The sequence below is a fragment of the Hydrogenophaga sp. Root209 genome (assembly GCF_001428625.1).
Taxonomy (GTDB): Bacteria; Pseudomonadota; Gammaproteobacteria; order Burkholderiales; family Burkholderiaceae_C; genus Hydrogenophaga.
In genome coordinates, this window is record NZ_LMIE01000003.1 from 56,027 (window position 1) to 79,197 (window position 23,171).

Genomic DNA, 23,171 nt, shown 5'->3' on the forward strand with positions numbered 1-23,171 from the left:
GACGTGCGCGCAAGCCACCCCGTCACCCCACACATTCACTGGACAGCCATGCCTTATTCCGTCTCCCACCACAAGCTCACCCAGATCCTGTCGGCCCATGGCCTGAAGGCCGGCGACGCTGGAGGCATCGACAAGCTCTTCGGCGGCAACGACGGCTACTACTGGTTCGGCACCCTGCGCGACCTGTGCCCGCCTGGCAAGACGCTGGTCTGGGAAACCCAGTACGACATGGTCAACGCCATCCAGGCGCACGAGAACGCGACCGCCGCGGAGGACGAGATGAAGCCGCAGGTGCCCAGTGCGGCCAACATCGCGGCGCTGTCCAAAGCGCTTCACGACCCGCTCTGAGCGGCAGCACGTCCACCAGGGCATCCAGAAGATCCTGGCAGACTCAGCGGTGATGGTCTTCGCCGCTGGAGCGCAGGCCATCGAAGGGCGCGACCAGCACATCGCTGTCGTTCCACTTGGCCAACCGCTGGGCCACGCTGCCGGTGAGGAATTGCGCCAGCGACGAACTGCGCCGCTTGCCCACCACGACCAGCTCGGCGCGCGTGGCCTGTTGGTGCAGCGCGGTCGAATAGGCCGGGTCGCCATTGCCGACGTCGAAAGCCAGCGGGTGCCGGCCGTGGTCCAGCCCGTCGATGAGTTGCGCGAGGCGGTCCCTGGCTTGCTGGCGTGAGCCCGACCGGTTGGCCTGGATCGTTTCTCGCGACACGTTGACCGAGCGCAACTTGGCGTCCTCGATCGTGTCGATCGCATGAAACAGCTTCAGCACGGTGGGGGTTGAAAACCGGCGTGCGAAGTCGATCAAGGGTTTTGAGCGTGGCGACAGGTCGATGGCCACGAGCACCCGTTCATAGGGTCCGTGCGGCGCCTGCTTGACCACCAGCAGCGGGCAAACGCTGCCGTGCACGGCCTGGTCGAGCGTCGTGCCGCGGTGAAACCGCTTCCAGCTGCGCTGGGACAACGCCCCCATCACCAGCAGGGTGGAAGCACGGACCTCGACCAACACGTCCTCCAGCGACGCCGATCTCTCCAGGACGTGCACGGCGATCTCGTGGCGCCGGGCCAGCTGCCGCGCACGCTGCGCCAGACGAGCGACGGGATCGGCAAGGAAGGTGTTCGGGCCTTCGGCGAAATGGACCAACCGCAGGGTGGTCCGGTGTTGTCGGGCCAGCAGGGCTGCGCGCTCCAATGCGTGCGCTGACAGCGCCGTGAGGTCGGAGACGGCAAGGATGGAATCAAAGTGCATGGGAATTCCTGGACGAACGAGGGCCCGCCCCGCAGCACAAGGCCAGCGGGGCGTGATCGGTTGCGATGGAGCGGCTAGGTGGTGTAGTCGCCGCTGGCTTCGGGCTGGAACAGCAGCGAGACGATCTCGGCCGCGCATTCGTCCCCGTTGGGCGTTCGCCAGCGGGCGGTGGCGCCCATGCGCTGGCCGAGCAGGCTTGTCCCCACCGGCGAGAGCACGGAGATGAAACCAAGGTGTGGCTCGGCGTCAGCGGGGTAACACAGCGTGAGCTTCTGCCGCTTCCTCGACTCGAGGTCTTCGACGATGACTTGCGAATACATCGTGACGACGTCGGGCGGGATCTCGCGCGAGGGAACGAGGTCCAGGGTGTCGAGCGCATCAACCAACTCAGGCGGGAGCTGTGCGCCGCGCAGGTTGTTCAGGCGTGCGAAATCGATCTCGGTGAGCAGCCGCTCACCAGCAAGGGTCTTGTGCATGGTGCACTCCAACTGGTGCAGGCACGCCGGGAAAAGGCGGCGCCCGCGATCGCGCTGGGCTGGGGCCCGGCGATGGTTGGATTGCGCAAAAAGGGAGGAAGGGGTATCGCCGGGCTTAAGAATGTGCGGCCGGCTGGCGCAGTCCCGCCGAACCCATCAGCTTGCGACCGGCCACGGCGCCGCCTGCCGCGAGGGGCATGCAAGCTGCCGGGTGGGCAGTGATGGTGGGGTGGAACGCCATGACGGCATTGTAGGCCGCGCTCACCCCGCGGGCAGCTGGAAGCAGAATGCGGCCCCACGCCCCACGGTGCCTTCACCACTCACCCGACCGCCGTGGCGTTCGATCACGCGGCGCACCGTGGCCAGGCCCACGCCAGAGCCTTCGAACTCGTGGTGGGCGTGCAAGCGCTTGAACGGCTCGAACAGCTGGTCGGCATAGGCCATGTTGAAGCCGGCGCCGTTATCGCGCACGCAGAACTCCACCACACCATGGGGCCGTTCGGCTTGCGTGAACGCCACCACGGCGTCGGGCGTCTGGCTCGTGTACTTCCAGGCGTTGCCCAGCAGGTTCTGCAGCACCACCCGCATGAGACCAGGGTCGGCGATGACCTGCATGCCGTCGTCGATGCACCACCGCACATGGCGGCCAGGATCGGTGCTGGCCAGTTCCCGGACAATCGAGTGGGCCATGCGCGTGAGGTCCACCGGTTCGCGGCGCAGCTCGGCGCTGCTCAGGTGCGCCAGGGTCAGCAAGTCGGAGATCAGCCGGCCCATGCGCCGTGACGACGTGCGAATGCGACCGACGTAGTTCCGGCCGTCTTCGTTCAGCACCGCACCGCACTCCTCTTCGAGCAAGCTGGCAAACCCCTCGATGCTGCGCAACGGGGTGCGCAGGTCGTGCGAAACACTGTAGGCAAAAGCCTCCAGCTCGCGGTTGAGCACGGACATTTCCCGAGTGCGCTCGGCCACTCGCAACTCCAACTCCTCGTTCAGGCGTTTGAGCGCTTCTTCGGCGGTGTGCACTTCGGTGATGTCCTGCACGGTGCCCACGCTGTGCAAGGGGCGGTCGCCGTCGAACTCGGTGAAACCCGAGACCCGAACGTGTTTGATGCGTCCGTCGGCCATGAGCAGGCGGTGCACCAGGTCGTAAGGCTCGCGCCGGTCGAACGAGCGCTGGTAGGTCTCGGTCACGAGAACACGATCGTCCGGGTGCACGCGGGTGATGAAGGTCTTGTAGGTGGGCCTGACCGACGTCTCTACCTCGAAGATGCGGAAGATTTCGTCGGTCCAGCTGAGTTCGTTGGTGGCGAGATCGCGTTTCCAACTGCCCACGCGGGCCAGGCGCTGCGCCTCTTTCAGCCGCGCTTCGCTCTCCTGCAGGGCAGCTTCGGTGCGCTTGCGCAAGGTGATGTCCTGCATGGTGAACTGCATCAGCGGGCGCCCGTCGAGTTCGAACGCCATCAAATGACCCTCACCGTCCCACTCGCTGCCATCGGGGCGCCGCTGGCGCCATTCGAAGACCACCACACCTGAACGCTGGGCCTGTTGGAAATACGCCGCGCCCTTTTCGGCCGAGGTTCGACCATCGGGTTGCACCCGGGTCGAGACGCCCAGCGGCGACTTGCTCAGCAGCGCTTCGCGCGTGGGATAGCCGTAGAGCGCCAAGGCCGCCTCGTTGCAATCGACAAAGCGATTGGTCCGGATGTCCATCACCAACATGGCCAGTGGCGAGCTTTCGAACTGCCGCAGCCGCAGCACCTCGCTGGCTTCCAGCGCAGATGCCTTGCGCCCCACGTGCAACAGCAACGCAATGATCAAACCGCCGCTCAACAGCAGAAGCACGATGAGCGCAGCGGTCACCCGGCGGCTGTTCTCGAGGGCCGGCGCCAGGGGTTGCAGCACCGCTGCGTCGGCAATGCCGATGGCCACCACCAGACCGGATGCGCGCAGCCGGTACCAGCCATAGGTGCGGGGAATGCCGTCCAGCAGGCCGCGGGTGTGAAAGCTTCCGCTGCGGGCGGTGCGATCGGTGAGGAAAGGCCGGTCCGCCGGCACGCTGGTGCCCATGGCTCCGGCGTGGTCCAGGCTGCGCGCGAGGAAAGTCCCATCGGGCGCGATCAAGGACACCACGTCCTGATCTGAGAGCTGCAGGGCGCCCAGCCTGCGCGCGATGAATTCGGTGGACACCACGAGTTGCATGGTGCCGTCGAACACGCCATCGCGCATGATGGGGCGGTTGACCACGAGCGCCCAGCCCCGGGCAATGCGCGATTCAACCGGCTGGCTGATGAAGAGGCGGTCTTCTGCGGCTGCATCACGCTGGGTCTGGAAATGCGCCCGGTCGCCCACGTACGTGGCGAGCGGCCTCGCCAGGCTGTCGTACACCACATTACCCTCAGCGTTGGCCACCGAGATGTGGGTCACGAAGTCCGGGGGCAAGCCCTGCAACACGCCCAGCGCGAACTCGTTGAAACCCAGTGGGCCACGCAACCACTCGCGACGCAGGTCGCGCAATTGCAGATCGAGCGTGGCCAACAGGCCACTGACCTGCCCGCCCATGGCGTCGGCCAGATGCACGCTGCGCTTTTCCGCCTGCAGGAGCACCTGCTCGCGCACCAGTGCCTGTGAACGCTCCGACTGCCACCACAGAAATGCCGCGGCCACCACCGTGAGCAGCGCCACCAGGGCGGGCACAAGACGGGCGCGGGTGCTCACGGAGCGGGCTTGGACGCAGAGGGGATCGACACGGCGCAGTGAACTCTGAACGGCATGGGTGGGGGGTCGGTGACGTCAGCTGGTGCCGATGTGTCAAAAATATACCTCGGGGGGCAACACCCTGCGCAGCGGATTCACCCTAATTCAGACCCACAAGCCCCGCAGCAATTCGCTCAGTCCGTCCCAGACAATCTGCACACCCAGGCAGAGCAGGATGAAGGCCGACAGGCGCAGGAAAATCACGCTGCCAGCCTCACCCAAGGGCTTGAGCAACTGCTGGGCATAGCGGAAGGCCAGGTACAACAGCAACCCGATGGTGACCAGCGCGAGCACGCCACCGCCCATGCGGGCCAGCGACAGCGACAGCCGCGTGTCGTTGAGCGCCACGCCCACGGTGATGGCCGCGGCGATCGAGCCCGGCCCGCAGCTGATGGGAAACGTGAGCGGGTAGAAGGCCTGGCGGCGCGCCTGCTCGGGCGTGAACGATTCGGCCAGCACGGTGCGGCGATCGTCGCCAGCGTGGCTGGCGTTGAGCAGTCGCCATGCCGCCGCAGCCACGATGAGCCCGCCACCCACCCTCACGATGGGCAGCGAGATGCCGAAAAAGTCCAACACGTAGGAGCCCACCAGCATGGACCCCACCATGAGCGCAAACATGTTGCGTGCGATGCGCCGCGCCAGCAGCGCGCGCGTGCTGGACGAAGCGCCTTCGGTCAGACCCAGGAAGATGGGCGCGGTGGCCGCCGGGTTGAGGATGGGCAGGATGGCAGCGAACACGAACAGGTAGCTCTTGCCCACCGCCAGCAGCAGTTCGGAGGTCATGCCACAGGCGGCTGTTCCAGCAGGTTCTTCATGCGCCGGCGCAGTGCCTTGTCGCGCTTCTGTTCGTCGTCCCAGTCTTCGCGCACGCCGCGCCACAGGGCCACGGCCATGAGCACGATGACCAGCGTGAACGGCAGGGCAAACACGATGGTGGCGGTCTGCACCGCCTTCACACCGCCGGCCAGCAGCAGGCTGATGGCGATGCCCGAGACCAGCAGGCCCCAGACAATCTTCACGCGCGCGCTCGGATTGGCCTGGCCGCCGGTGCTCATCATGCCCAGCACCAGCGTGGCCGAATCACCCGAGGTGACGAAGAACACCAGCACCAGAATCGTCGCCACACCACTGAGCAGGCCGCTCATGGGCAGGGCATCGAACATGGCGAACATGGCGGTGGACACATCGGCGCCCACGGCCTCGGCCATCGGCAGGCCCTGCATGATTTCCTGGGTGAGCGCGGTGCCACCGAACACCGAGAACCACACAAAGGCGGCCAGCGTGGGTGCCAGCACCGTGCCCAGGATGAATTCGCGGATGGTGCGCCCGCGCGACACGCGCGCGATGAACAGGCCCACGAACGGCGACCAGCTCACCCACCAGGCCCAGTAAAAAACGGTCCAGCCGCTGACCCAGCCGCTGTCGCGGAACGGCGTCATGCGCAGGCTCATGCGAACGAATTCGCTCACGTAGCTGCCCAGCGTGCTGGTGAAGGTGTCGATGATGGCGACAGTCGGCCCCATCACGAAGACCGCCAGCGTGAGCAGCGCGGCGAGGATGAGGTTGATGTTGGAGAGCCACTTGATGCCCTTGGTGACGCCGGTGACGGCGGAGGCCAGGAACAGCACCGTGGTCACCAGAATGATGCCGACCTGCGAGGCCTCGCCCACCGGCAGGCCCAGGAGCGAATTCAGACCGCTGTTGATCTGCAGCGCGCCCATGCCCAGCGAGGCCGCCACGCCGAACGCGGTGGCGATCACGGCCAGCACGTTGACAACCGGCCCGAGCTTCTTCAGTGGCGCCCACGGCAGCGATTCGACCGCCGTGCTCACCAGCGCGGAACCGCCCTTGCGGAACTGGAAGAAGGCGATGGCCAGTGCCACGATGCTGTAGACCGCCCAGGGGTGCAGGCCCCAATGGAAAAAGCTGTAGCGCATGGCGGCATTGGCCGCCTCGGGCGTGTGGGCCGCGATGCCGGGCGGCGGCGCGCCGTAATGTGAGATCGGCTCGGCCACACCCCAGAACACCAGGCCGATGCCCATGCCGGCGGCAAACAGCATGGCAAACCACGACCCGATAGAGAACTCCGGTTCGTCGTCTTCGGCGCCCAGCTTGAGATCGCCGTAGCGGCTGAAGGCCAGCACCATCGCCAGCACCACCAGGCCCAACACGACCCACAGGTAGAGCCAGCCGAAGTCGCGCGTGATCACGGCCAGCAGGGTGTCGAACACGCCGCCCAGCAAATCCGGGGCAACGACGCCCCACAGGACGATGGCCAGGATGAGTCCGGCCGAGAAGATGAGTTGCATGGGAATGGTCCTCCAGTGATGGGTATGCGCCGCAACGCGGGGAATGGCCTGTCTGGCCGAACACGCAAGGGGCAGGGTCCAATGCCGCCCACCCCGACGGACCCAACCGCGCGGGGGTGGGGAAATACGGGGTCAAACCCACCCATTTCCAACTACAGCCTGGCGGCAGGGCGCCGATACAACCGGGACCTCCTCAGCATTTCCCGACTGGATCTCCCCATGTTCAAACTGTCTTCACTCGGCGTCTCCAAACGACTCGGCATCCTCGTGGCCAGCGCCGTGGCCGGCCTCGCCGTGCTGCTGGCCATCTTCCTCACCTCCGAAAAAGCGCTGATCCTCGAAGAGCGGCAGGCCGGCGTGCGGCAGACGGTGGAGACCGCGCACGGCCTGGCGGTGCACTTTCACGGCCTGGCCACACAGGGCAAGATGACCGACGAGCAGGCCAGGGGCCTCGCGCTGGACGCCATCCGCTCCCTGCGCTACAGCGGCACCGAGTATTTCTGGATCAACGACATGCAGCCGGTGATGGTGATGCACCCGATCAAGCCGGACCTTGAAGGCAAGGACCTGAAGGGCAACAAGGACCCGACCGGCAAGCACCTGTTCGTCGAATTCGTCGAGACGGTCAAGAAGTCCGGTGCGGGCTATGTGTCGTACATGTGGCCCAAGCCAGGCAGCGAAGCACCGGTGCAGAAGGTGTCCTATGTGAAGGGTTTCGCGCCCTGGGGCTGGGTGATCGGTTCGGGCGTGTACGTGGACACCGTGACGGCGACCATCTGGGAACGCACCCTGATGATGGGTCTGAGCTCGCTCGCGCTGGCCGTGCTGCTGTTGGTGGCGGGTCTGGTGGTCGCGCGCAGCATCCTCAGGCAGCTCGGCGGTGAGCCGAGCCACGCCGCCGCCATCACCGACCGCATCGCACAGGGCGACCTGAGCGTGAGCATCGACCTCAAGCCCGGCGACACGCACAGCCTGCTGCACGGCCTGCGCGCGATGCGCGACAACATGGCCGGCATCGTCGGCCGCGTTCGCCAGGGCAGCGAGTCGGTGGCGCTGGCCAGCAACGAGATCGCACAGGGCAACCACGACCTGAGCGCGCGCACCGAAAGCCAAGCCAGCGCGCTGGAGCAGACCGCCGCCAGCATGGAAGAACTGGGCAGCACGGTGCGCCAGAACGCCGACAACGCGCGCCAGGCCAATGCGCTGGCGCAAAGCGCCTCGTCGGTCGCCGTGCAGGGCGGGGAAGTGGTTGGGCAGATGGTCGACAAGATGCGCGCCATCAACGATTCCAGCAAGAAGATCGCGGACATCATTTCGGTCATCGACAGCATCGCGTTCCAGACCAACATCCTCGCGCTCAACGCCGCCGTGGAAGCGGCGCGCGCGGGCGAGCAGGGGCGCGGCTTTGCCGTGGTGGCGGGCGAAGTGCGCCTGCTGGCCGGGCGCAGCGCCGAGGCCGCCAAGGAAATCAAGGGCCTGATCTCCGACAGCGTGGACCGCGTCGATCAAGGATCGGCCCTGGTGGACCAGGCGCGCAACACCATGAACGAGGTGGTGCAGAGCATCCGCCGCGTCACCGACATCGTGGGCGAGATCAGCTCGGCCAGCACCGAACAGAGCAGCGCGGTGGCGCAAGTGGGCGAGGCCGTCACCCAGATGGACCAGAGCACGCAGCAGAACGCCGCCATGGTCGAGCAGATCGCCTCGGCCGCCAGCGGCCTCAAGAGCCAGGCCAACGAGCTGGTGCAGACGGTCGCGACCTTCAAGCTGGCTGCAGCGCTGGCCTGAGACCGGCGCGCAGAGAGCCGCCACGAAGAAGTGACGGCAAACGGCGGGCCACGCCTTCAGTCGGCGCGAATGCCGTTGGCTCGGAGCACCGGCTGCCAGTACCGCTGCGCCGCCGCCCAGTAGCGTGTTCCGCGTGGATCGAATGTTTCATGGCGCCGCCTCGGGGCGGCGTCCCGCCGTCAACAGCAGCTCGTTGGGACCTTCCCAACCTGTCTGCGTGGTGAATGCCTGCAACCGATCCCGCATCTCGCTCCAGGCCGCTTCGGCCGACGCCGCGTCGAGATGACCGAGGATCTGCAGGATGGGACTCGCCGAGCTGCGAACGAAGGCGAGGTAATGCTCGACCGAGGGCAGGCGGAACACCGCATCGACTGCCGTTGTCGCGACGTCCTGGAATCCGGCTGATCTGAAGAGTGCGTCGATCCGGCCCGGCTGGCCCAGGCTGAGCAGCCCCCCGGGTGAAAAAGGGTCGCGCGCCGGCAGGCCCGCGTGCTTGAGCGCCGTCGACATGAGGATCGTCAGGCAAGGATTCTTTTCAGGGCGGGAGAACACCATCGTGCACACGCCACCACCGGGCCTCAGCGCGCGATGCATCTCGCGCAACCCCCGCAGCGGATCGGGAAAGAACATCAGCCCGAGCCGACATACCGCGGCATCGAAGGAGGCCTCGGCGACGCCCAGATCTTCGCCATCGGCCACCCGGGTCTGGACATGGCCGAAGCCGGCGCGGACCGCGTTGTCCCGAGCCAGCGCCACGATCGCCGGCGACAGATCGGTGGCGAGCACGCGGCCCTGTGGGCCGACCTGCGCCGCGATGTCAAGGGTCTGGTCGCCCGCCCCGGCCGCGACGTCGAGCACGCGCGAGCCCGCCGTCACCCCGGCCATGCGGCACATGGCATCGGTCGGCTTGCGCAGCCATGCGCGGATGTCCGCCGCGTGCGCGTTCCAGCCCGCAGCGGCCGTGTCCCACTGAATGCGCATGCCCGCCTTGAAGGCCTGTCCGTCGGTGATGGATGAGTTCATGCCGTCAGCTTAGGCTCACAGGCTTTGCAGCGTAAGGCGCAAAACTGCACAATGGGGCCGCAATGGCGCATACCCCCCACAGCTTCGACTGGGACGACCTCAAGCATCTGCTTGCCGTCGCGCGCCACGGCAGCACGCTGGCGGCAGGTCGTGCGCTGGGCGTCGATCAGTCGACGGTGCAGCGACGGCTCGTCGAGCTCGAAAGGCGCATCGGGCAAGCGCTGGTGCAGCGCGAGCCGAGCGGGTATCGCCTGACCGAGTTCGGGCAGGCGCTGCTGCCACACGCCGAGCGCGTCGAGCACGCCGTGACGGCGTTCGAGCAACAGATCGCGACCGCCACCGCCGACGTGGCTGGCGTCATCCGCGTGACCTGTCCCGAACCCATCGTGTTCCGGATCACGCAATCGACCTTGCTGGAACGGTTCCACGCACTGCATCCGGCGTTGCAGGTGCATTTCGTCATGAGCGACAAATACATCGACCTGATGAAAGGCGAAGCCGACGTGGCCCTTCGCTCCGGCGACACCGATGACGGCGAGCTCGTCGGACGAAAGATCGGCGACTCGATCTGGGCGATCTACGCCAGCCGGGCGTACATCGAGCGCCATGGCCGACCGGAAAGAATCGAAGATCTGGCGCAGCACGCGCTGGTCGGGTTCGACGACACGATGGCCAGGCACCGAATCGCCGCGTGGCTGCACAAGGTCGCGCCGAACGCCACCCTGGTCGCGCGCAGCAACAGCGTGTTGGGCCTGGTTTACTCGGCCAAGGCGGGGGTCGGCGTGGCGCCCCTGCCCATTGCCCTGGGCGATGCTGAACCGGATCTCGTTCGAGTGATCGAGCCCGTCGCGGAACTCACCCGCATCTGGCGCGTGCTGACGACGCCGGAATTGCGGCGCACGCCGCGTGTGTCCGCGTTCTTCGATTTCATCGTCAGCGAAATCGAGACACTTCGACCGATCATCACGGGCTGAGGTTTCACTCCCCGCCGTCCTGCGGCAGCGGCGCTTCGGGCGTCGCCGCCACCATGCGGCTGGCCTGCGCCTGCAACATGTCCACCATGGCGTCGAGTTGCTGGCGCTCAGCGGGCCCCAGCCCCGAGGCCAGCTCGCGATTGATCGCCGCCACGCGCGGAAAGATCGCACCATACAGGCGCCGCCCTTCCTCGGACAGGAACACGTGCACCTCGCGCCGGTCCGAGGGCTTGGGCTGGCGCACGACCAGCTTTTTCGACGCCAGCGTGGTCAGCGTGCGCGAGGTGCGCGCCCGGTCGAGCATGGCGTGTTCGGCCAGTTGCGACGACATGGCTCCCTCGCGCTCGGCCAGGAACGACAGGATGCGCCACTCGCGCCGCGTGATGCCGAACTCCGATTCGCACATGTGCACCACCAGGCGGCCCGCCGTGATGTGGATGCGGTAAAGCCGGTACAGCAGCAGGTCGGCCTGGTGCTGCGGCTCGATCAGTCGGTCGTGAGAGCTTGTGTCCGGCATGTAGGGAAAACACCCGCAATGATTGATTTCTGCAATTGATTGTGCGTGCATAGCATGGTGGGCTGCACCGGGAATCACCCGACAACCCAGGAGACACAACATGCAAGCACGGTGGATGGCGGGCACCTGCCTGGCCCTTGCGGCCCTGGTCAATCCTTTGAGTGGTTTCGCGCAGGACAAGCCGCCGCTGAAGATCGTGGTGGGCTTTCCGCCGGGCGGCTCGGCCGACACGCTGGCGCGGCTGCTCGGCGAGGCACTGCGCAACGATTTCAGCCCCGTCGTGGTGGAGAACCGCCCCGGCGCGGGCGGCCGCATTGCGCTGCAACAGGTCAAGCGCTCAGCACCCGACGGGCAGACCGTGATCGTGCTGCCCAGCGGCCCCATGGTGCTCTTCCCCCATGTCTACAAGAAACTGGACTACGACGCGGTGGCGGACTTCACGCCGGTTTCCCTGCTGGCGCGCTTTCAGTTCGGCGTGGTGGCCGGGCCGGCCAGCACGGCGAAGAACGCGAAGGACATGATTGCGCAGGCCAAGGCGCAACCCGGGAAGGCGACCTACGGCACGCCGGGCCTGGGCACGCTGCCGCACTTCATGGGCGTGTTGTTCGAACAGAAAGCAGGCGCTTCGCTCAACCATGTTCCGTTCCAGGGCGGCGGTCCGGCCAACACCGCGCTGCTGGGCGGGCACATCGACTACAAGTTCGACGTGGTGTCCGAGACCGCCGAGCTGCACCGCTCGGGCAAGGTGCGCATCATTGCCGTCACGGGCAGCCAGCGCGATCCGCAGGTGCCCGAGGTGCCCACCTTGAAAGAAGCGGGCATCGACATGGACGCCACCGCCTGGTTTGCCATGTATGGCCCGGCCGGGCTCAGCCCCGGCGTGCTCGCGCGCCTCAACACCGCTGTGGCCAGTGCCATGCAGCGGCCCGAGATGCGCGAGCGCATGCGCGGCCTGGGCTACGACCCGGTGGGCTCCACGCCGGGCGAACTGGCCGCCGAACAGAAATCCGACCTGAAACGCTGGGAAGCCCCGATCAAGGCCACCGGCGTGCAACTTGACTGATCGACCTCTGAAAGAAATACCACCGATGAACACCCTCTGCATCTCGCGCCGCCGTCTGGGCGCATTCGCATCCCTCACGCTGGCCGCCGGTCTTGCACTGGGCACCACCACCGCCTTCGGCCAGGACAGCTACCCGAACAAGCCGGTGCGCTTCGTCAACAACTTCCCCGCTGGCGGCCCGTCCGATCTGCTGGCCCGCTCCGTGGCTGCGGTGCTGCAGGACACGCTCAAACAGCCCTTCGTGGTCGAGAACAAGGCCGGCGCGGCCGGCAACATCGGCGCGGCCGACGTGGCCAAGAGTGCGGCCGATGGCTACACCGTGCTGTTCGGCATCGACACCATCTTCACCGTCAACCCGCACCTCTACCCAACGATGCCGTTCAAGCGCAGCGACTTCAAACCGGTGGTGGTGATGGCTTCGTCCGGTCTGCTGGTGGGCGTGAACCCCGCCACCGGCATCAAGGACCTCGCCGGCATGATCCAGGCCGCCAGGACCAAGGGCCTGAACTTCAGCTCGGCCGGCAGCGGCAGCCCGGGCCACCTCGCGGTGGAAGTGATCAAGGAAGCCACGCAGGCCAGGATCACCCACGTGCCCTACCGCGGCAACACGCCGGCCGTGACCGCCGTGCTTTCGGGCGAGGTCGACGGCGGCGTGCTCGCCACACCCGGCATGCTGCCGCACGTGCAGGCCGGCAAGATCACCGCGCTGGCTGTCACCAGCCGTCAGCGCTCGCGCCTGGCGCCCGAGCTGCCGACGGTGAGTGAAGCCGGCCTCAAGGCGCTGGAGCAGGAAGTGCTCTACCTGGTGATGGCGCCCGCCGCCACGCCCGACGCGGTGGTGCAGGCGCTGCAGAAACACATCATCGACGCGCTCAAACGCCCCGACCTGCAGACCCGCATGGCCACCCTCGACCTGTTCTTCGAAGGCCTCACCGGTGCGCAGGCCGGCCAGCGCATCGACGCGCTCTACAACCGTTACGGCCCGATCGTGAAAGCCACCGGCATGAAGGTGGAGTGAGTCGTTCATGACCCAGCGCCCCAACATCATCTACATCGTCTGCGACGACCTCGGCTATGCCGACCTCGGCTGCTACGGCGGGCGCAAGGCCGACTTCGGCGCCGTCTCGCCGAACATCGACCGCCTGGCCCAGGGTGGCGTGAAGTTCACGCAGGGCTATGCCAACTCGCCGGTGTGCTCGCCCACGCGCTTCGCGCTCATCACCATGCGCTACCAGTACCGGTTGCGCGGCGCGATGGAAGAACCGATCAACAGCCGCAGCAAGGGCAGCACCACGCTGGGCCTGCCACCCGAGGTGCCCACCCTGCCCTCGCTGTTGAAGAAGGCCGGCTACCACACGGCCCTCATCGGCAAGTGGCACCTGGGCTACCCGCCTTCGTTCGGGCCGCTGCGCTCGGGCTACGACGCATTCTTCGGCATCATGGCCGGCGGCGTGGACTACTTCACCCACTGCTCGTCCAGCGGCGAACACGACCTCTACATCGACGAAGACGAACACCACGAAGTGGGCTACCTCACCGACGTGCTCTCGCAGCGCGCGGTCGATCACATTCACCAGCGCGCGGCCGATGCGAAAGCCGGCCAACCCTTTCTGCTCAGCCTGCACTACACCGCGCCGCACTGGCCCTGGGAGACGCGCGACGACGCTCACGTGGCCTCCGACGTGGCGAAGAACCTGTTCCACCTGCACGGCGGCGACGTGCAGACCTACCGCCGCATGATCCACCACATGGACGAAGGCATCGGCAAGCTGATGGCCGCGCTGCGCGAGCACGGACTGGAAGACAACACGCTGGTCGTCTTCACCAGCGACAACGGCGGCGAGCGCTTCTCCGACAACTGGCCGCTGGTGGGCGGCAAGATGGACCTCACCGAAGGCGGCATCCGCGTGCCCTGGATCGCCCACTGGCCCGCCGCCATACCCGCCGGCACCGTGAGCACGCAGCACTGCATGACCATGGACTGGTCGGCCACTCTGCTGGACGCCGGCGGTGGCCAGGCCGATCCGGATTGGCCCCTGGACGGCGTGAGCCTGCTGGGGGTGCTGCGCGACCCCGCTCAGCAATTTGAACGACCGCTCTACTGGCGCATGAACCACCGCGGCCAGCGCGCGCTGCGCGAAGGCGAGTGGAAATACCTGCAGGTGGACGGGCACGAGTACCTGTTCAACATCGACAAGGACGAGCGCGAGCGCGCCAACCTCGCCCCGCGCGAGCCCGAGCGGCTGGCGCGCATGCGCGCGCAGTGGCTGGCATGGAACGAGACCGTGCCGCCGATCCCCGACGACGCCAGCGTGAGCCTGGGCTACTCCATGAAGGACATGCCCCAGCGCTGAGGCGGACACCACCCAAGTAGGATCGGGGTATGTCCCGCGCCAAACGCCTGCTGCCCTTCCTCGCCTGGCCGCGCCCCGACGCGACCTTGTTGCGCGGCGAGGCCATGGCCGGACTCACCGTGGGCCTGATGGTGGTGCCGCAAGGCGTGGCCTACGCCGCGCTGGCCGGCATGCCGCTGATCACCGGCATCTACGCCTCGCTGCTGCCCGCGCTCATCGCGGTGCTGTTCAGCGCCTCGGTGCGCCTGTCGGTGGGGCCCACCGCGCTCACCTGCCTGCTCATCAGCGCCTCGCTCAGCGGCCTGGCCGAGCCGGGCAGCGCGCAGTGGATCGCGCTGGCCGTGTGGCTGGCACTGCTCAGCGGCCTGCTGCAGATCGTGCTGGGTTTTGCGCGCTTCGGCTGGTTGCTCAACCTGGTGAACTCACCCGTTCTCATGGCGTTCACCCAGGGCGCGGCGGTGCTCATCATTGCCTCACAGTTGCCGGCCCTGCTCGGGTTGGGCAGTTGGGACAGCCTGTCATGGCCTGCGCAGATGCATCTGCCCTCGCTCGCCTTCGGACTGGGCAGCCTTGCCGCGCTCATGCTGGCGCGGCGCTGGCGTCCGGGCTTTCCCACCGTGCTGGCGGTGGTGGTGGCCAGCGCCGCCATCAGTTACGGCGTGGGCTTTGAGGCAGCGGGTGGCGCGGTGATCGGCACGCTGCCGCAGGGCCTGCCCATGCCCTACCTGCCCACCTGGCCGGGCTGGAGCGTTCTCGGTCAGCTGGTGCTGCCCACGCTGGTGATCACGCTGGTGAGTTTTCTGGAGACGGCGTCCAGCGCCAAGGTCGACAGCGGGCAACGCGGCCAGCGCTGGGATCAGGATCAGGACCTGATCGGCCAGGGTCTGGCCAAGCTGGCCTCGGGGTTCTGTGGCGCGTTTCCCACCAGTTCGTCGTTCTCACGCTCAGCGCTCAACCTGTACGCGGGGGCCAGGACCGGCTGGGCCACCGTGTTCTCGGTGGTGGTGGTCGTGGTGGCGCTGCTGGTGCTCACTCCGCTGCTGCATCACGTGCCGATGGCGGTGCTGGCGGCCATCGTGCTGGTGGCCATCCTGGGCCTCATCAAGCCGCGCGCCTTCGTGCAGCTGTGGACGGTGTCCCGGGTGGAGGCCGGCATCGCGGGCGTCACCTTCGCCGTGACCTTGCTGGCCGCGCCGCGCCTGTACTGGGGGGTTCTCGCGGGTGTGCTGATGGCACTCTCCCACTTCCTCTACCTGCGGCTGCACCCGCGCATCATCGAGGTTGGCCTGCACCCGGACGGCAGCCTGCGCGACCGCCACCTGTGGCTGCTGCCACCGCTGGCGCCCGACCTCTTCGCGCTGCGCATGGACGCCGCGCTCGATTTCGCCACCGCCAATGGTTTCGAGCGCGCGGTGGCCGAGCACATCGCGGCCCATCCCGGCACCCGCCACGTGATGTGGATCGCGCACCCCATCAACTGGATCGACGCCACTGGTGCCGAGGCCTTCGGTCGCCTGCGCGAGCACCTGGACGACCTGCGCATCGAGCTGCATCTGGTGGGCATCAAGCTGCCGGTGGAGGAGGTTCTCAAGCGGGCCGGCTACCTGGACTCAGGTCCAAGGCTTCACCTCTACCGCACCGAAACCGAGGCGCTGCGCGCCACGCAGGCGCTGTCCAGCGCGGCCATCTGAGCGTCCCGCCCGGCCAACGGGGTCAAGAAACGCACGGTTCGCGCCGATATCTCGGCAGACCCCCGTCGTTGCCCTGCATGTTGGGGTCAAATGTGAACCGTTGCCGTTACCGTTGGCATGCACACGGTTGTGTCAGCCAGGATTAAGCACCCGCGACGAACATGGCGCTGCGTGCCCCGAGCACCGCAATATCAGGGTTGAACAAAAAGTGCTTTCTGGAGCCTTGATGAGTTGCCGCGTGTTGATGATTGACGACAACGAGAACGACCTGTTGTTCACCCGCATCGCCTTGCAGCGCTGCGGAGTTCACTATGAGGTTCGCACGTTCGAGCGGGCGCAAGAGGCGCTCAGCCTGCTGGCCACCGATCCCGCGCACGGCATCGACCTCATCCTGCTGGACATCAACATGCCCGTCATGGACGGTTTCAGCTTCCTGCAGGCCTTTGAAGCCTTGCCTGCAGAGCAGCGCGGCCACACCGTGGTAGTGATGCTTTCGTCTTCGTCCGACCCGGCGGACCGCGCCCGCGCAGCGCGTCACGGCTGCGTCCGGGGATTCATGAACAAGCCGTTGGACAAGACGGCCGCCGCCAGCCTGATCCATTTGGTCCGCACACCATGACACCCGGTCAGACCAGCCGCCGATGGGCGCTGGCACTGTGGTGCGCGGGTGTGCTGCTCAGCGCACTGGCCGCCGGGCAGGTGCAGCGCGACAACCACCGGCGGTTGGTGGCGAACACCGGCGCTGCCGCCGATGCGCTGGGCGCCGCGATCCAGGAGCGCTTCAAGCAGTACGAGTATGGCTTGCGAGGCGCTCGCGGAGCGGTGGCCGCCAGCGGTGGAGACAAGGTCACGCGCGAACAATTCAAGGCCTATGTGAACAGCCGCGAGACCCGCGAGTTTCCCGGCGCGCGCGGCTTCGGTTTCATCCGGCAGGTACCGCGTGCCCACGAGGCCGCCTTCGTGGCCCGTGCACGCAACGAGGGTCCTGCCGACTTCAGCATTCGCGAGCTGGCGCCGCACACACACGACCGCTTCGTCATCCAGTACATCTATCCCGAGGATGCCAACCAGGGCGCCACCGGTCTGGACATCGCCTCCGAACCCAATCGCCGCGCGGCTGCGCTGTCGGCCGCGCGCGAGGCCGAGGCCCGCCTGACCGCACCCACCACCCTGGTGCAGGCCAGCGGGCTGGCACGCCGTGGGTTTCTGATGCTGCTGCCGGTGTACCGCGACTTCCCGCCCAGCCCGGAACCGGCGGCCCGCGAGGCCGCCACGCTGGGCTGGACCTACGCGCCCCTGGTGGTCGACGAGGTGCTGGCCAACCTGGCGCCCCAGTTGCGCACGGTGGCGATCTCTCTGACCGACGGTGCCGAGCAGGTGCCATTTTTCGAATCGCAAGATGCGTTCCGCTCGGACGTGGAGATCATCCGTCCGCTGGATGTGCAGGGCCGCCAGTGGGTGATGCGCGTGACCCCGCTGCCGGTTCTGATCGCGTCGACCCACACCGGCTCACCCGCATCAACCCTGATGGCGGGGCTGGCCTTGAGCAGCCTGCTGGCCGTGGGCCTGGCCTTGCTGCTGGAGCACCGATGGCGCACGCGCGAGCACACCCCACCAGCGACGGTGATGCGGCAGTTTCGCCGCCAGCCCGTGCACCTGGCGGCATTCCTGCGCAGCCGGCTCGCCCTGCGCGCCGGCATCGGTTTTGCCGTGGTGCTGGCGCTGCTGGTCACCAACGACTACTTTCAGCAGCTCAAGGCACAGCACCAGCAAGCCGAACTGGCGCTGCTGGGTGCCGTGGACTCGCTGGCGCGCACCGCCGAAAGCAAGTACGCCGAGCGGCGGCGCAGCGTGCTGTTTCTGGCCAACACGCCACCGGTCAAGGGCCTGGTTCGAGCCCTGCAGCAGGGTGGGGTGGATACGCAGGAGGCGTCCACCTCGGCGCTGTGGCGGCGTCGCATGGAGCAGATCTTCACCGCCTACCTGGCCGCCACGCCCGAGGTGTTCATGGTGCGTTTCGTTGGCGCCGCCGATGAGGGCCAGGAAATCGTGCGGGTGGCGCGCCAGGAGGGCCACATCGTGGTGACAGCGCCCGATCGCCTGCAACGCAAGGGCGACACGCCGTACATGCGAGAGGCGCTGCGCCTGGGGGACGGCCATGTCTTCGTGTCGGAGGTGAACCTCAAGCGGGAATACGGCCCGGTGGATCTGCCGCACCGCCCCACCATCCGCTACGCCACACCCGTGCGCGACCCCCAGGGCCGGGTGTTTGGCGCGATCGTGATCAACGTGGATCTGACCGGGCGACTGGGTGCGCTGCCGGCTGGCGCAGGCCCCAGGCCGGATGTCTACGCGACCAATTCGCAAGGGGATTTTGTGGCCCACCCCGATCCATCAATGACCTTTGGCTTCAACCTGGGCCAACGCCACCTGTGGAGCGACGTGTTCCAGCCGGCAGTGCCCCCCGATGCGTCCACCGGGGAGCGCGTCACGTGGTGGACCGGCCCTCAGGGCCTGGTGATGGCCGCGCAGGCCAGCGTGATCGGCAACCCCGATTCGTCCATCGGCGTCCTGCGCTACACAGCCACCCGCCTGGAGAGCGACCTGAAAGCGGCGGCACTGGCCAACGCGCGTGGGGGCCTGCCCCCCATGCTGGCCGCGGGCCTCGTGGGGGCCTTCATGCTCTATCTGTACTGGGTGGGCGTGCAGCGCAGGTTTCAGGCGCGCGAGGATCGCCTGCAGCTTGCCGCCATCGTCGACCAGTCCCCAGATGCCATCGTTGGCCTGGACACCAAGGGCCGCGTGACATCGTGGAACCGGGGTGCGCAGCGGCTCTTTGGCTACGCGGCGAAGGAAGCCATGGGGCAGGGGCTGGATGCGCTCACCATGCCACCGGGCCAGCCGAGCGACACGGTGCGGGCGATCGGGACGCTGCCCGATTCGGGTGATGCGCCCCCGATGGAACTGTGGCGCCAGACGCGCACCGGCCAGGCCGTGCTGGTATCGATGACCCTTTCGCGGCTGGACGACGAGGCGGGCTCGCCGATGGGCGCATCGGTGATCGTGCGCGACGTCACGGCCGAGCGCGCGGCCCAGCGCAAGGTGGTGGAGCTCAAGGAAGGACTGGAGACGCAGGTGAAGGACCGCACCGCCGCCCTGGCCGAGGAGCACGAGCGGCTCGACAACATCCTGCGTGGCACCGACGCCGGCACCTGGGAATGGAACGTGCAGACCGGAGAGCTGCGTGTCAACGAGCGCTGGGCCAGCATCATCGGCTACCGCATCGACGAGCTCGCGCCGCTCTCCTTGGACCGTTGGCTGGAGCGCCTCCACCCCGGCGACCAGACACTGACCAACGAGATGCTGCAAGGACATTTCCGCGGCGCTTTCGACATGTACGAATGTGAGGTGCGCGCGCGCCACCGGGACGGTCACTGGGTCTGGGTGCTCGACCGCGGCCGGGTGCGCAGCTGGACCGCCGATGGACAGCCCGAGTGGATGTACGGCACACACCAGGACATCTCCGCCAGCAAGCAGGCGCAAGAGAACACCGTGCGCAGCGAGGCCTTGCTGCGGGGCGCGATCGACGCGGTGGATGAAGCATTCGTGCTGTTCGATCCCGAAGACCGGCTGGTCTTCTGCAACGAGAAATACCGCCAGATCTCCCCCAGGATGGCCCACCTCATGGTGCCGGGCGTGCGGTTCGAGGACATCCTGCGCGCCAGCATCGCACTGGGCGACCATGAAGACACCAGCGGGCGCGAGGAAGCCTGGGTGGCCGATCGGCTGGCGGCCCACCGCTCCGGCAACACCGAGATGCTGCAGCAGCTCACCAACGGCCGCACGCTGCGCCTGGTCGAGCGCCGCATGCCCGATGGCCACACCGTGGGTTTCCGCATCGACATCACCGACCTCGTGCAGGCCAAGGAACAGGCGCAGGAAGCCTCGCGCATCAAGGGCGAGTTCCTGGCCAACATGAGCCACGAAATCCGCACGCCGCTCAACGCCATGATCGGCATGACCCACCTGCTGGGCGACACACCACTGACCACCTACCAGACGCAACTGCTGTCGAAGTCGCGGGTGGCCAGCCGCTCGCTGCTGGGCCTGGTCAACGACGTGCTTGACCTGGCCAAGATCGAGGCCGGGGGTTTCGATCTGGACCAGAGGCCCTTCAGCCCGCAGGACATGCTGGGCGAGATGGATGCGCTGTTCCGCCCCCAGGCCGAGGCCGCCGGCATCCGCTACCTGATCACGGTGGCGCACGACGTGCCGCGCGTGCTGCTGGGCGACGCCCTGCGCGTGCGGCAGATCTTCATCAACCTGATCGGCAACGCGCTGAAATTCACGCAGGCGGGCAACGTGTGGGTGACGCTGGAAACCGTGGCGATGGACGATGCCCAGGTGCGCCTGCGCAGCACGGTGCGCGACACCGGCACCGGCATCGATGCCGACACGCAGTCCCGGCTGTTCACGCCGTTCACCCAGGCCGACACCTCCTCCACCCGCCGCTTCAGCGGCACCGGTCTGGGCCTGTCGATCGTGCGCAAGCTCACCGAGATGATGGGCGGCGAGGTGGGTCTGCGCAGCGAACCCGGACACGGCAGCGAGTTCTGGTTCGAGCTGGTGTTGCAGCGCCCTACGGCTGCCACGCTGCAGGCCCTGGGCGCCGCCGCTCGCGACAACGGGGAGCGCCTCGAGGCGCCCGGGCAGGCGCTGCGCCACCTCAACCTGCTGCTGGTGGACGACAGCGAGATCAACCTGGAGGTGGCCTCCGGCCTGCTCGGACGCGAAGGGGCCCGCGTGTGCCTGGCGCGCACCGGGCGCGAGGCCCTGGAGGCCTTACGCGCAACGCCCCAGGCCTTCGACGCGGTGCTCATGGACCTGCAGATGCCCGAAATGGACGGCCTGGAGGCCACACGGCGCGTGCGCGGCGAGCTCGGATTGATGAATCTGCCGGTGATTGCGCTCACGGCAGGCGCGCTCGCCGAAGAACGCCTGCACGCCATGGAGGCCGGCATGAACGGTTTCCTCACCAAACCGCTGGACCCCGAGCGGCTGGTGCGCATGGTGCGCGAGTGCGTCGACCAGGCGAGCGCAAACGCAGTCCACGCACCAGATCCACCGGGCGTGCCCACGGCGTTTGCACCACCGGACGGCGCCTGGCCGCAGATCCCCGGCCTGGACAGCGCGCTGGCCCAACACCGGCTGGGGGGCGACCTGGAGCTGTGGCTGAAGTCGCTTCAGCGTCTGCAGGACGAGTTCGGCGACCTCGCGGTGCGCGCCCTCGCCCTGCCCGAGGCCGACACCGAGCGCCAGAGACTCGCCGCGCGGCTGCACAAGCTGCGCGGCAGCGCCGGCACGCTGGGCGCCACCGAGCTGATGCAGCTCGCCCAGGCACTCGAAACCGGCCTGGTCGACAACCGCCCCCCTGCGCAGCTCGACGCGCGTTGGCGCGCGCTGCAGAACGCGCTGGAGGCGCTGCGCCGCCACAGCGAACCGGTCTTGAAGGCCGCTCGCCGCGCCGCGCCGAGCAACACAGCCCCGGTTCCCTCGGGAACAGCCGAGGCCGACATCCCGCACTTTCTGGAGCTGCTGCAGCGCCAGGACCTCGACGCACTGACCTGGTGGAAGCTGCACGCCAGCGGGTTGAGGGTTCGACTGGGTGCGGCCACAGTGGAACGCGTGGGACACTGGCTCGACGAGCTCGACTTCGCGAGCGCCAGTGCAGCCTTGACCGAGGAACTTCCACCATGATCAGCCCCACCACCGGGCTTGAGACCGCCGCCGCGCCGCCGCTGCTGCCCGACATCCTGATCGTCGACGACGATCCGGGGATGGTGCAGGCCCTGGCGCGGGTGATCCGCCCGCTGGGGCGCCTGCGCTTTGCCACCCAGGGTCTGGACGCGCTGCGGCTGATGGCCGAGTCGCCGCCCGACCTGGTGCTGCTTGATGCCCAGATGCCGGGCATGTCCGGCTTCGAGGTGCTGGAGGCCATCAAGGGCGATCCGATGCTGGCCGACATCCCGGTGATCTTCGTGACCAGCCACGCCGAAGCCACCTTCGAGCAAACCGGGCTGGAGAAGGGCGCGGCCGACTTCATTGCCAAACCGATCCGCCCGGCCATCGTGCAGGCACGTGTGCGCACCCAGCTGCGGCTCAAGCAGGCCAACGATGCGCTCAAGAAGGTGGCCGCCACCGACCGCCTGAACCTGGCCGAGGCCCTGGTTGAACTGCGGGAGAGCCATGCCCAGCTGCTCAAGACCGCCGAGGAACTGCAGCTCGCCAACGAAGGCCTGCTGCAGTTCGTGCGCATCTCGTCCCACGACCTGCGCGAGCCATTGAACACGGTGGTGCAGTTCATCGGGCTGGTGGAAGAAGACCACGGCGCCGACCTGCCCCCGGACACACGCCACTACCTCAAGCTGGTGCGCAACGCGGGCGAGCGCATGCGCACGCTGCTTGACGATGTGGTGCGCTATGCACGCCTGCAGCATGGCGAGACCGAGCCGCGCACGCCGGTGGCGCTGGCGCCACTCATGGCCGAGGTGTGCGATGCCCTGGCCGCGCAGCTGGACGCCACCGGTGCGCAGCTGCACATCGGCGAGCTGCCGGTGGTCATGGGTCACGCGAGCCTGCTCTCCCAGCTGTTCCAGAACCTGGTGACCAACGCACTGAAGTTCATGCCGCCGGGCCGCGCGCCCCGCATCGAAATCACGGCCGAGACCCACGCCGACATGACCATGGTCAGCGTGAAAGACAACGGCATCGGCATCTCGCCCGAAGGCATGGACAAGCTGTTCCAGCCGTTTTCACGGCTGAACCTCCGGCGCGAATTCGAAGGCTCGGGGCTGGGGCTGGCGATCAGCCGCCAGATTGCCGAGACACACGGCGGCACGATCACCGTGCGATCGCGACCGGACGAAGGCTCGGCGTTCGAAGTGCGACTGCCGCTGGCCTGAACCCGTCC

General features: G+C 67.5%; 18 protein-coding genes. 10 read left to right on the forward strand and 8 right to left on the reverse strand.

The window, feature by feature from the left end; translation table 11 throughout:
- Positions 1–48: 48 nt before the first annotated feature.
- Positions 49–348, forward strand: coding sequence for a hypothetical protein (locus tag ASE11_RS03835; protein ID WP_056266420.1), 300 nt, complete (start codon positions 49–51; stop codon positions 346–348).
- Between the two features lie 43 nt (positions 349–391).
- On the opposite strand, the gene ASE11_RS03840 is transcribed toward ASE11_RS03835, so the two are convergent.
- The 6 genes from ASE11_RS03840 to ASE11_RS03860 form a co-directional block, all read right to left on the reverse strand.
- Complete coding sequence (locus ASE11_RS03840) at positions 392–1,252, reverse strand: universal stress protein (RefSeq protein ID WP_056266422.1); 861 nt, start codon at positions 1,250–1,252, stop codon at positions 392–394.
- Positions 1,253–1,326: 74 nt separating this feature from the next.
- Complete coding sequence (locus ASE11_RS03845) at positions 1,327–1,728, reverse strand: GreA/GreB family elongation factor (protein WP_056266425.1); 402 nt, start codon at positions 1,726–1,728, stop codon at positions 1,327–1,329.
- 115 nt (positions 1,729–1,843) lie between these two features.
- Entirely contained in the window at positions 1,844–1,969 is a 126-nt protein-coding gene (locus ASE11_RS26850; RefSeq protein ID WP_268766266.1) for a hypothetical protein, read from the reverse strand.
- Between the two features lie 20 nt (positions 1,970–1,989).
- Positions 1,990–4,443 (reverse strand): ATP-binding protein, encoded by a 2,454-nt coding sequence (locus ASE11_RS03850; protein WP_156406226.1) that lies wholly within the window; start codon positions 4,441–4,443, stop codon positions 1,990–1,992.
- Between the two features lie 144 nt (positions 4,444–4,587).
- The gene (locus tag ASE11_RS03855) at positions 4,588–5,265 is read right to left on the reverse strand and encodes a MarC family protein (RefSeq protein ID WP_056266430.1); all 678 of its coding nucleotides are present in this window, start codon (positions 5,263–5,265) and stop codon (positions 4,588–4,590) included.
- Positions 5,262–6,791: a BCCT family transporter gene (locus tag ASE11_RS03860; RefSeq protein WP_056266433.1), complete on the reverse strand. Its 1,530-nt coding sequence runs from the start codon at positions 6,789–6,791 to the stop codon at positions 5,262–5,264. Before ASE11_RS03860 ends, ASE11_RS03855 begins: the two co-directional genes overlap by 4 nt.
- A gap of 219 nt (positions 6,792–7,010) precedes the next feature.
- On the opposite strand from ASE11_RS03860, the gene ASE11_RS03865 reads away from it, so the two are divergent.
- The gene (locus ASE11_RS03865; protein WP_056266436.1) at positions 7,011–8,579 is read left to right on the forward strand and encodes a methyl-accepting chemotaxis protein; all 1,569 of its coding nucleotides are present in this window, start codon (positions 7,011–7,013) and stop codon (positions 8,577–8,579) included.
- Positions 8,580–8,726: 147 nt separating this feature from the next.
- Here ASE11_RS03865 and ASE11_RS03870 read toward each other — a convergent pair whose 3' ends face one another.
- Positions 8,727–9,602 (reverse strand): class I SAM-dependent methyltransferase, encoded by an 876-nt coding sequence (locus ASE11_RS03870; protein WP_056266439.1) that lies wholly within the window; start codon positions 9,600–9,602, stop codon positions 8,727–8,729.
- 62 nt (positions 9,603–9,664) lie between these two features.
- Between ASE11_RS03870 and ASE11_RS03875 the strand changes: the two genes are divergently transcribed.
- Positions 9,665–10,576 (forward strand): LysR family transcriptional regulator, encoded by a 912-nt coding sequence (locus ASE11_RS03875; RefSeq protein ID WP_056266442.1) that lies wholly within the window; start codon positions 9,665–9,667, stop codon positions 10,574–10,576.
- A 4-nt stretch (positions 10,577–10,580) separates the two neighbouring features.
- Here ASE11_RS03875 and ASE11_RS03880 read toward each other — a convergent pair whose 3' ends face one another.
- On the reverse strand, positions 10,581–11,093 hold the full coding sequence (locus tag ASE11_RS03880) for a MarR family winged helix-turn-helix transcriptional regulator (RefSeq protein WP_056266445.1): 513 nt from the start codon (positions 11,091–11,093) through the stop codon (positions 10,581–10,583).
- A gap of 100 nt (positions 11,094–11,193) precedes the next feature.
- On the opposite strand from ASE11_RS03880, the gene ASE11_RS03885 reads away from it, so the two are divergent.
- The 7 genes from ASE11_RS03885 (at position 11,194) to ASE11_RS03915 (ending at position 23,163) form a co-directional block, all read left to right on the forward strand.
- On the forward strand, positions 11,194–12,156 hold the full coding sequence (locus ASE11_RS03885) for a Bug family tripartite tricarboxylate transporter substrate binding protein (RefSeq protein WP_082585506.1): 963 nt from the start codon (positions 11,194–11,196) through the stop codon (positions 12,154–12,156).
- A 25-nt stretch (positions 12,157–12,181) separates the two neighbouring features.
- Entirely contained in the window at positions 12,182–13,174 is a 993-nt protein-coding gene (locus tag ASE11_RS03890) for a Bug family tripartite tricarboxylate transporter substrate binding protein (RefSeq protein WP_056266452.1), read from the forward strand.
- Between the two features lie 7 nt (positions 13,175–13,181).
- Entirely contained in the window at positions 13,182–14,510 is a 1,329-nt protein-coding gene (locus ASE11_RS03895) for a sulfatase (protein ID WP_056266456.1), read from the forward strand.
- Between the two features lie 29 nt (positions 14,511–14,539).
- Positions 14,540–16,201 (forward strand): SulP family inorganic anion transporter, encoded by a 1,662-nt coding sequence (locus ASE11_RS03900; RefSeq protein WP_056266459.1) that lies wholly within the window; start codon positions 14,540–14,542, stop codon positions 16,199–16,201.
- A gap of 244 nt (positions 16,202–16,445) precedes the next feature.
- On the forward strand, positions 16,446–16,820 hold the full coding sequence (locus ASE11_RS03905) for a response regulator (RefSeq protein ID WP_235501189.1): 375 nt from the start codon (positions 16,446–16,448) through the stop codon (positions 16,818–16,820).
- Positions 16,817–21,958 carry a CHASE domain-containing protein gene (locus ASE11_RS03910; protein WP_056266465.1) on the forward strand — a complete coding sequence of 1,714 codons (5,142 nt, stop codon included), beginning with the start codon at positions 16,817–16,819 and terminating at the stop codon, positions 21,956–21,958. The genes ASE11_RS03905 and ASE11_RS03910 overlap by 4 nt, the downstream gene beginning before the upstream one ends.
- Positions 21,955–23,163 (forward strand): sensor histidine kinase, encoded by a 1,209-nt coding sequence (locus ASE11_RS03915; protein WP_056266470.1) that lies wholly within the window; start codon positions 21,955–21,957, stop codon positions 23,161–23,163. The genes ASE11_RS03910 and ASE11_RS03915 overlap by 4 nt, the downstream gene beginning before the upstream one ends.
- Positions 23,164–23,171: the final 8 nt, after the last annotated feature.